Source organism: Sphingopyxis sp., assembly GCF_025869345.1.
Taxonomy (GTDB): Bacteria; Pseudomonadota; Alphaproteobacteria; order Sphingomonadales; family Sphingomonadaceae; genus Sphingopyxis.
Map to the genome: position 1 here is coordinate 33875 of NZ_JAOZVW010000085.1, position 8795 is coordinate 42669.

Annotated in this window: 8 protein-coding genes; 6 read left to right on the forward strand and 2 right to left on the reverse strand. The window is 67.0% G+C overall.

Annotated features, from left to right (window positions below; translation table 11 throughout):
• Positions 1-144: 144 nt before the first annotated feature.
• The 4 genes from OJI97_RS09450 (at position 145) to OJI97_RS09465 (ending at position 6390) form a co-directional block, all read left to right on the forward strand.
• Entirely contained in the window at positions 145-2934 is a 2790-nt protein-coding gene (locus tag OJI97_RS09450; protein ID WP_297662931.1) for a valine--tRNA ligase, read from the forward strand.
• Positions 2931-4397: an MATE family efflux transporter gene (locus tag OJI97_RS09455; RefSeq protein WP_297662932.1), complete on the forward strand. Its 1467-nt coding sequence runs from the start codon at positions 2931-2933 to the stop codon at positions 4395-4397. The genes OJI97_RS09450 and OJI97_RS09455 overlap by 4 nt, the downstream gene beginning before the upstream one ends.
• 87 nt (positions 4398-4484) lie before the next feature.
• Positions 4485-5654 carry a sensor histidine kinase gene (locus OJI97_RS09460; protein ID WP_297662933.1) on the forward strand — a complete coding sequence of 390 codons (1170 nt, stop codon included), beginning with the start codon at positions 4485-4487 and terminating at the stop codon, positions 5652-5654.
• 1 nt (position 5655) lies between these two features.
• Complete coding sequence (locus OJI97_RS09465; protein WP_297662935.1) at positions 5656-6390, forward strand: LytTR family DNA-binding domain-containing protein; 735 nt, start codon at positions 5656-5658, stop codon at positions 6388-6390.
• 54 nt (positions 6391-6444) lie between these two features.
• Here OJI97_RS09465 and OJI97_RS09470 read toward each other — a convergent pair whose 3' ends face one another.
• Complete coding sequence (locus OJI97_RS09470) at positions 6445-6810, reverse strand: UrcA family protein (RefSeq protein ID WP_297662936.1); 366 nt, start codon at positions 6808-6810, stop codon at positions 6445-6447.
• Positions 6811-7041: 231 nt separating this feature from the next.
• Here OJI97_RS09470 and OJI97_RS09475 point away from each other — a divergent pair, with 231 nt between their 5' ends.
• The gene (locus tag OJI97_RS09475; protein WP_297662938.1) at positions 7042-7602 is read left to right on the forward strand and encodes a hypothetical protein; all 561 of its coding nucleotides are present in this window, start codon (positions 7042-7044) and stop codon (positions 7600-7602) included.
• A gap of 14 nt (positions 7603-7616) precedes the next feature.
• Here OJI97_RS09475 and OJI97_RS09480 read toward each other — a convergent pair whose 3' ends face one another.
• Complete coding sequence (locus tag OJI97_RS09480; RefSeq protein WP_297662939.1) at positions 7617-7979, reverse strand: hypothetical protein; 363 nt, start codon at positions 7977-7979, stop codon at positions 7617-7619.
• Positions 7980-8129: 150 nt separating this feature from the next.
• Here OJI97_RS09480 and OJI97_RS09485 point away from each other — a divergent pair.
• Positions 8130-8795 (forward strand): BCCT family transporter (locus OJI97_RS09485; RefSeq protein WP_297662940.1); only part of this gene is annotated, 666 nt, incomplete at its 3' end.

Consider the following 8795-nt stretch of genomic DNA (forward strand, 5'->3'; position numbering starts at 1 on the left):
TTTCCTCGTCACCCCGGACTTGATCCGGGGTCCCGCTTTTCCCTTCCAACGCACAAAGCGGGATGCCGGATCAAGTCCGGCATGGCGAAGAGCAGGTTGGTTCCCCCTTGCCGCGCCGCAGCATGGCTGGCAAAGGCGCCCGCTATGCCGATGGAAAAAACCTTCGATCCCGCCGCCATCGAGGCGAAATGGGCCCAGACATGGGAAAGCCGCGGGCTGTTCCGCCCCGCGCGCCCGAATGCGCAGCCGTTCACGATCGTCAACCCGCCGCCGAACGTCACCGGCGCGCTGCACATCGGCCATGCGCTCGACAATACGTTGCAGGACGTGCTCGTCCGCTACGAACGGCTGCGCGGCAAGGATGCGCTGTGGGTCGTCGGCATGGACCATGCCGGCATCGCGACGCAGATGGTCGTCGAACGCCAGCTCGAGGAGCGGCAGGACAAACGCACCAACTACACGCGCGAGGAGTTCGTCGAAAAGGTGTGGCAATGGAAGGCGGAAAGCGGCGGCCAGATCACCGGCCAGCTCCGCCGCCTCGGCTGTTCGATGGACTGGTCGCGCGAGCAGTTCACGATGGACCCGCATTTCACGCGCGCGGTGGTCAAGGTGTTCGTCGATCTGCACAAGAAGGGCCTGATCTACCGCGACAAAAGGCTGGTGAACTGGGATCCGAAGCTCAAGACCGCGATCTCGGACCTGGAGGTCGAGACGCACGAGGTTCAGGGCGGCTTCTGGCACTTCAAATATCCGCTCGCCGACGGCGTCACCCTCGACGACGGGCGCGATTATATCGAGGTCGCGACGACGCGCCCCGAAACGATGCTCGCCGACATGGCGGTCGCGGTGCACCCGGGCGATGAACGCTACCAGAGCGTGATCGGCAAGGACATCCTCCAGCCGATCACCGGACGCCGCTTCAAGGTCGTCGCCGACGAACATGCCGATCCCGAACTGGGATCGGGCGCGGTGAAGATCACGCCCGGACATGATTTCAACGACTTCGAAGTCGGCAAGCGCGCGGGGTTCAAGCCCGGCGAGATGCTCAACATGCTCGACGGCGACGCGAACGTGATCCAGACGACCGACGGGCTGATCCCGGACGAATATCTCGGCCTCCATCGCTTCAAGCGCGACGGCGTCGACGGCGCGCGCGAACTCGTCGTGCGGCGGATGAAGGCGCTTGGCTTCCTGATCCCGCACGTCGACAAGGACGGCGCCGAGCACGACGCCGAGCCGCGTACGATCCAGACCCCCTTCGGCGACCGCGGCGGCGTGGTGATCGAGCCGTGGTTGACCGACCAATGGTATGTCGACGCCGAAACGCTGGCGCAGCCGCCGATGGCGGCGGTGCGCGACGGGCGTATCAACATCGTCCCCAAGACGTGGGAAAAGACCTTCTTCAACTGGATGGAGAATATCCAGCCGTGGTGCGTGTCGCGCCAGCTCTGGTGGGGACACCGGATTCCGGCGTGGTATGCCGACGATGGCCGCATCTTCGTCGCCGAGACCGAAGAGGAAGCGCAGGCCGAGGCCGGGGCGGGCGTCGCCCTCACCCGCGACCCCGATGTGCTCGACACCTGGTTCTCCTCGGCGCTCTGGCCCTTCGCGACGCTCGGCTGGCCCGACGATACCGAGATGCTGCGCCGCCATTATCCCAACGACGTGCTCGTCTCGGGCTTCGACATTCTCTTCTTCTGGGATGCGCGCATGGCGATGCAGGGGATGGAGTTCATGGGCGATGTCCCGTGGAAGACGCTCTATCTCCACGGCCTCGTCCGCGCCCCCGACGGCGCGAAGATGTCGAAGTCGAAGGGCAATGTCGTCGACCCGCTCGGCCTGATCGACCAATATGGCGCCGACGCCCTCCGCTTCTTCATGTCCGCGATGGAAAGCCAGGGCCGCGACATCAAGATGGATGACGCGCGCCTCGCCGGCTATCGCAACTTCGCGACCAAGCTCTGGAACGCCGCGCGCTTCTGCGAAGCCAACGGCATTTCGGCCTCGACCAGCCTCGCAGCGCCCGCGGCGAGCCTGCCGGTCAACCGCTGGATCATCGGCGAGGTCGCCGACACCGTCGCCGCGATCGACAAGGCTTTCGCCGCCTATCGCTTCGACGATGCCGCGAACGCGATCTACAGCTTCGCCTGGGATCGCTTCTGCGACTGGTATCTCGAACTGATCAAGCCCGTTCTTTCTCCCCTCCCGCTTGCGGGAGGGGTCGGGGGAGGGCCTGTTTCAGGCGAAGGGATGGCGGATGACATGCCCTCCCCTAGCCCCTCCCGCAAGCGGGAGGGGGACGAGGCTGTCGAAACCCGCGCGGTCGCGGGCTGGGTGCTCGACCAGATCCTCGTCATGCTCCATCCCTTCATGCCCTTCATCACCGAAGAGCTGTGGACCGGGCTCGGCGACCGCGAGGCCTATCCTCTGATCACCGCCAAATGGCCCGAGCCGCAGGCGGAGCGCGACGCGGACGCGAGCGCCGACATCGACTGGCTGATCAAGCTGGTCAGCGAACTCCGCGGTGCCAAGGCCGAACTCGGGCTGCCGCCGGGCGCGCGGCTGACCGCGCATTTCCCGGCCTCGCTGAAGGACCGTGCCGGCAAGCTCGCGGCGCAGCTCGACCGTCTCGCGCGGCTCGACGCGATCAGCTTCGATCCCGCACCGGCGGGCGCGTCGGCGCAGCTTGTCGTCGAGGGCGAGACGATCACCGTCCCGCTCGACGGCGTGATCGACATCGCCGCCGAGCGCGACCGCCTGACCAAGGCGCTCGCCGCCGCGGCCAAGGAGCGCGATGGCCTTGCCGGCCGCCTGAACAACCCCTCGTTCGTCGAGCGCGCCAAGCCCGAAGCGGTCGAAAAGGCGCGCGCCGACCATGCCGCCAAGGCGGCCGAGGCCGAGCGCCTGAGCGCCGCATTGGCCCGCCTGGGGTGACCGACGGCGAAACGCCCGTCACGCCGATGCCCGTCGCGACGGCGGCCGACCCCGCGGCGGGGCCAGTTCCGCCGCGCCAGACGGTGCGCGGCGGCCGGCGGATGGACCTGACCAGCGGGCCGATCACCAAGACGCTGATCCTCTTCGCGCTGCCGACGCTCGCGTCGAACATATTGCAGACGCTGTCGAGTTCGGTGAACTCGATCTGGGTCGGCCAATTCCTCGGCGAAAGCGCACTCGCCGCGACCGCCAACGCCAACATCATCATGTTCCTGATGTTCGGTGCCTTTTTCGGCTTCGGCATGGCGGCGACGGTGCTGATCGGCCAGTCGATCGGACGCGGCGACATAGATGCGGCGCGCCGCGCGGCGGGCGGCGTCATCGGGCTTGCGCTGATCTTTTCGATCGCGATCGCAGTCGTCGGCTGGTTCGCGTCCGACAGGATATTGCATTGGCTGAAAACCCCGCCCGAGGCGTTCGGACTGGCGCACGACTATCTGCGCGTCACCTTCCTCGCGGTGCCCGCCAGCATGTTGTCGGTGACGCTGATGATGGCGTCGCGCGGTGCGGGCGATGCCGTGACGCCGCTGCGCTTCATGATGCTGACGGTCGTGCTCGACATCGTTTTCAACCCGGTGCTGATCCTCGGCCTCGGCCCCTTCCCGCGCCTTGGCATCGCGGGCAGCGCGCTCGCCACCGCGACCGCGGGGACGATCAGCCTCGTGGGGATGATCGCCTGGTTCTATGCCCGAAACCATGTGCTGCGCCTTCGCAGCCGCGAACTCGCCTATCTGTTGCCCAAGGGGAGCGAGCTTCGCTTCATCGTCGGGCGCGGCCTGCCGATGGGCGCGCAGATGCTCGTCATCTCGGGCGCCGGGCTCGTGATGGTCGGGCTCGTCAACCGCGAGGGGCTCGTCACCGCCGCCGCCTATGGCGCGACGTTGCAGCTGTGGAATTATGTCCAGATGCCCGCGCTCGCGATCGGCGCGGCGGTCAGCGCGATGGTGGCGCAGAATATCGGCGCGGCGCGCTGGGACCGGGTGGCGTCGGTGACGAACAGCGGCATGGCGATCAACCTCGTCATGACCGGCATCCTGATCGTGCTGCTCCTGCTCGGCGACCGCGCTGCGCTCGCGCTGTTTCTCGGCAGCGGCAGCCCGGCAATCGAGGTGTCGCGCCACATCCAGCTGATCGCGACCTGGACCTTCCTGCCCTTCGGCACGACGATCGTGCTGATCGGCACGCTGCGCGCCAACGGCTCGGTCGTCCCGCCACTGATCATCCTGTTCCTCTCGATGTTCCCGATCCGCCTCGGCATCTATTATTTCGGCTATGCGGCGATCGGCAGCGACATTTTGTGGTGGAGCTTTCCGCTGTCTTCGCTCGCCTCGCTGGCGATGGCATGGGCGGTCTACAAGCACGGGGGCTGGCGCCGCACCATGCCGCGGCCCGACCTCGGATAGCAGCTTTCGACCAAAGTCCGCGCCGCTTCGACTGGCGTCCCGAAGCCTGCTGGCGTTGCGGCGCTGTTTGACGCTAAGGCAGCTTCGATGACCATGAATATCCGCAAAGAGACCCTGCGCGACCAACGGGCGAAGATGCTGGCGGCGGCGCCCGACTGGCGCGCCTCCGACGCGCGCGTCAATCCGCGGGTCGCGATCGGATCGATCATCGCGATGTGGCTGCTCTATTTCCTGATCACCACCGGCCTCGGCATCCTCGCGGGCGCCGAGCAATGGGAATATGCCGGCCGCCGCGCCGTGGTCGTCGTCGCGGGCATCCTCTGCACCTTCGTCCTCTATCAGCTCATCCAGCGCGTCCAGCCGCGCGGCTTCGGCGCCCGCCTCGCCGTCGCGATGGGGGCGGCGATCCCGCTGGTCATCGTCTATGCGTGCATCAACCTGCTCGTCTTCTATTACTGGCTGCCGCTTCCGGACTCGGCGAAGATCATCGCCGACATCCAGGCGAAATTCCCCGTCGCGTGGGAAATCGTGCTGATCCTCGACAGCTCGATCCGCTGGTATTTCTTCTTCGCGGTCTGGGCCGCGCTCTATGTCGCCTTCGGCTATGCCAACGAGATGCGCGCGGTGGAGCGGCGCGCGAACCATTTCCGCATCGAGGCGCAGACCGCGCAGCTTCGCGCGCTTCACTATCAGGTCAATCCGCACTTTCTGTTCAATACGCTCAATTCGCTGTCGACGCTGGTCCTGCGCGGGTCGAAGAGCGAGGCCGAGACGATGATCATGAACCTGTCGTCCTTCCTGCGGTCGAGCCTCGCGATCGATCCCGAACAGCTCGTCAGCCTGGACGAGGAAATCGCGCTCCAGCGGCTCTATCTCGACATCGAGCAGGTTCGTTTCCCCGACCGGCTGCAGGTCGAGGTCGCGGTGCCGAAGGAACTGGAAAACGCCTGCGTTCCGGTGCTGATCCTGCAACCGATCATCGAGAATGCGATCAAATATGGCGTCGCGCCCAGCAAGGGCCGGATCGCGATTCGGCTGACCGCGAGCAGCGAGCACGGCCTGCTCGTCGTCCGCATCGAAAACGACATCGATCCCAGGGCACCGGCTCCCGCGCCGGGAACGGGCCTTGGCCTCGGTAACGTCCGCGAACGGCTGCTGACCCGCTATGGCCCCGCGGCGGGCTGCGAATGGGGGCCTTCGGACAGCGGCGGCTTCTTCGTTTCCTTATGGCTGCCACTGGCACGGGAGGGATGTTGAGATGATGCGGACGCTGCGCACCCTGATCGTCGACGACGAGCCGCTGGCGATCGAGCGGCTCCAGATTCTCGCCGGGCAGCAGGACGGCATTTCGCTCGTCGGAACCGCCAGCGACGGCGCCTCGGCGCTGCGCATGGTCGACGCACTCGCGCCCGACCTCGTTCTCTGCGACATCGCGATGCCCGATCTCGACGGGCTGGCGGTCGCCGCGGCGCTCGACGGGATCGACAATCCGCCCGCGGTCGTCTTCGTCACCGCCTTCGATCGCTATGCGGTGGCGGCGTTCGATGTCGCCGCGGTCGATTATCTGCTCAAGCCGGTATCGCCCGACCGCCTCGCCCGCGCGCTGGCCCGCGTGCGCGAGTGGAGCGCGACCGACCGCGCGCCCAAGCAGAAGAGCAAGTGGATCAACGAATTCTGGGTCCAGAACCGGGGCGAGATGCTGCGCATCGATGCCGACCAAGTCGACCTGATCGAGGCCGAGCGCGATTATATGCGCCTGCATGTCGGCGGCCGAAGCTGGCTGATCCACCAGACGATCAAGTCGCTGGAGGCGCGCATGAACCCCGACCAGTTCATGCGTATCCATCGGTCGAAGATGATCCGCCGCGACGGCATCGTCGGGCTCAAGCACCATGGCGACGGCGCGTGGAGCGTCGATCTGGGCGAAGGCGGCGTCCACCGCATCGGCCGCACCTATCTGCACGACGTAAAGGCGATCACGCACGGAGCATGATCGCCTTCGTCGCGGCCGCCCCCTGCTGATAGGCGGCCCCGATAGCAACGGCCGTCAGGGAGCGGCGACGACCGGCGGTTTCTCGCTCGCGAACCGGGCGCTGCTGCCTTTCAGCAAGGCCGCGAGCTGCGGTTCGACACTGCTTCGCGCGCGTGCCTGGCACCTCTGCCCGAGCATTCGCTGCTGCAGCGAAGGGCGGGGATCGACGCGGCACATCGAACGGATCGCGCTGCGAATGCGAACATCGAGCCGCTCGCGCCCATCGGCCGTCTGAAGATCGAGATCGCCGTAACGCACCATGACGCGCGGTGCTTCATCGTCCCGCGCCATCGCGGGCGCGGCTGTGCCGGTGGCCGCCATCGTCAGCGACATCAGGGCCAGGGCCGGCTTGAACATCGGTTTGAACGTCGGTTTGAACATGGGGGGAGTCCTCTCAATCCGGGGTTATGATGCGGGATACGGCCTGATGGTAACCGGGGAAGATTGCACCAGCCCGCATCCCGCATGGATGGAATGCGCCATTCCCGGCCGGCCCGCACGAGCGGTTCGACCGGCCCGGAAACCCCGTCGATCAGGCGGACGAAGCGCATTGGGGCATCGACCAATGGCCGGGAGCTTGCATCCGCTGCCGACAATGGCTTTCTTCGCGTCATGAGGAGGAAACCCCGCCCCTCTTCGAGTCGCGACCGAGCCGCGCGTCGGCTGGCCTGGGCGCTCGGGCTCGCTCTTGCCGGGGTCGCGGTCGGCGGGCTGCTGGGCGTCGCGGTCGTCGATAAGGGGCTCGATGGCGCGGCCGAGGGCAAAGCCTCCTTCGCCGGGCTCAGCGCCAATCCCGACGCGCTCGTCACCGGGCAGGCGGACGCTCCACCCTGCCCCGACTGCGCCGACAGCTATGGCGTCGCTGCGCGGCTGAACGCCCGGCGTGATCGCCCGATGAGCGATGCCTTTCGGGAGTTGGGCCAGGTCGACGGCGATTCCCTGCCGTCGCCCGAACTGGCGCCCGAGCCGGCAGACGATTATCGCTATGGCGGCCGCTTTCCCGATCCCGCGCCGCGCCCGGAAGCTCAACCGCGCCCCGAACCGCGAGACGGGCCGGCGATGGTCATCCCCATCGCGCCGCCGCCGCCCCCAGTTACTTTACCGGAGCCCGCCGGAAAACCGCAGCAAAAAGGCCCCGGCGAACCGCCGGAGCCTCCCGCCGTTCCCCAATAGCTATCGTCAGCGCGTCAATTTTTGGGCTGCGGCGCGCAGCGCGACGTATCACCGGCCTTGCACGCCGCGACATCGGCTTCCCACTGAATCCGCTCCTCGGCCGACAGCGCGGCCACGCGCGCCTTCTCGGCTTCATAGGCCTCGGTTTCTTTGGCGAATTCGGATTGTGCGGCGGCCTCCTGCTGATCGCGCGCCGCGACCTGCGCCTCATAAGCCTGCGTTTCCGCATTGGCTTTCGCCAGCTGGTCGGCGTTGAGCCGCGCCGTATTGGACCGCTCCTCCGCCGTCGTCCCATCGGGATTTTTCTGCATCGCGCCGGCCTGTCCCGCCGCGAACAGTGCCATCACCGCACTGGCCGTCAAAATCGCCCTGATCATCGAAGCGCTCCTTCCCATTCAGGCACCTGCCCGTCCAACGTTTTGCTCGGCTCGTCGTTCCCGGCAGCGCAAGCCCGATCGCATGGATTTGACGATGCACCGCACAGCCGTCATTCTGACCCCGCCCTCCATGTCCGAACGGCGGTTCCTTTGCCAGCAGCTTCTCGCCACCCGCTCAACCGGCCGGTCTTTTTCATTCCGCTGGCGATCCTGTCGATCGCGCTGCTGCTCAGCGTCTGGCAGGGCGCGGCGTTCGTCGCGGCGGAGACCGCCGTCAACGACTGGATATTGCGCAAACTCGGCCCGCTGTTCGCGGGCGCCGGACTCGCGTTCCTCGCGCTGCTCGGCGCGGTTGCTTTGTCACCGCTCGGCCGGACGGTGATCGGCGGCGCGGGCGCCGAGCCGCTGCTGAACCGCTGGCGCTGGTTCGCGGTGATGCTCTGCACGACGATCGCGACCGGAATCCTCTTCTGGGGCGCCGCCGAACCCCTGTTCCACCTCAACGCGCCGCCGCCGATGCTGGGGCTCGAGCCCGGCAGCGACGCCGCGGCGGCCTTCGCCATGTCGACGATGTTCCTGCACTGGACGCTCACGCCCTATGGCATCTACACCGTCGCCGCGCTCGCTTTTGCGCTCGTCTACTACAATCGCGGCGAGCCCTTCAGCCTGTCGTCGCTCTTCGTGCCCCTGCTCGGGCACCGCGCGCGGGGGCCGGTCGGCACCGGCATCGACATCGTCTGCCTCTATGCGCTCGTCGCGGGGATGGCGGCGTCGATGGGCGCGGGCATATTGGCGATTGCGGGCGGCATCGAAACG

Excerpts from the sequence above, each read along its gene's own strand:
- OJI97_RS09450 (WP_297662931.1), top strand. The coding sequence starts at position 145 with ATGCCGATGGAAAAAACCTTCGATCCCGCCGCCATCGAGGCGAAATGG.
- OJI97_RS09460 (WP_297662933.1), top strand. The coding sequence starts at position 4,485 with ATGACCATGAATATCCGCAAAGAGACCCTGCGCGACCAACGGGCGAAG.
- OJI97_RS09465 (WP_297662935.1), top strand. The coding sequence starts at position 5,656 with ATGATGCGGACGCTGCGCACCCTGATCGTCGACGACGAGCCGCTGGCG.
- OJI97_RS09470 (WP_297662936.1), bottom strand. The coding sequence starts at position 6,810 with ATGTTCAAACCGACGTTCAAACCGATGTTCAAGCCGGCCCTGGCCCTG.
- OJI97_RS09475 (WP_297662938.1), top strand. The coding sequence starts at position 7,042 with ATGAGGAGGAAACCCCGCCCCTCTTCGAGTCGCGACCGAGCCGCGCGT.
- OJI97_RS09480 (WP_297662939.1), bottom strand. The coding sequence starts at position 7,979 with ATGATCAGGGCGATTTTGACGGCCAGTGCGGTGATGGCACTGTTCGCG.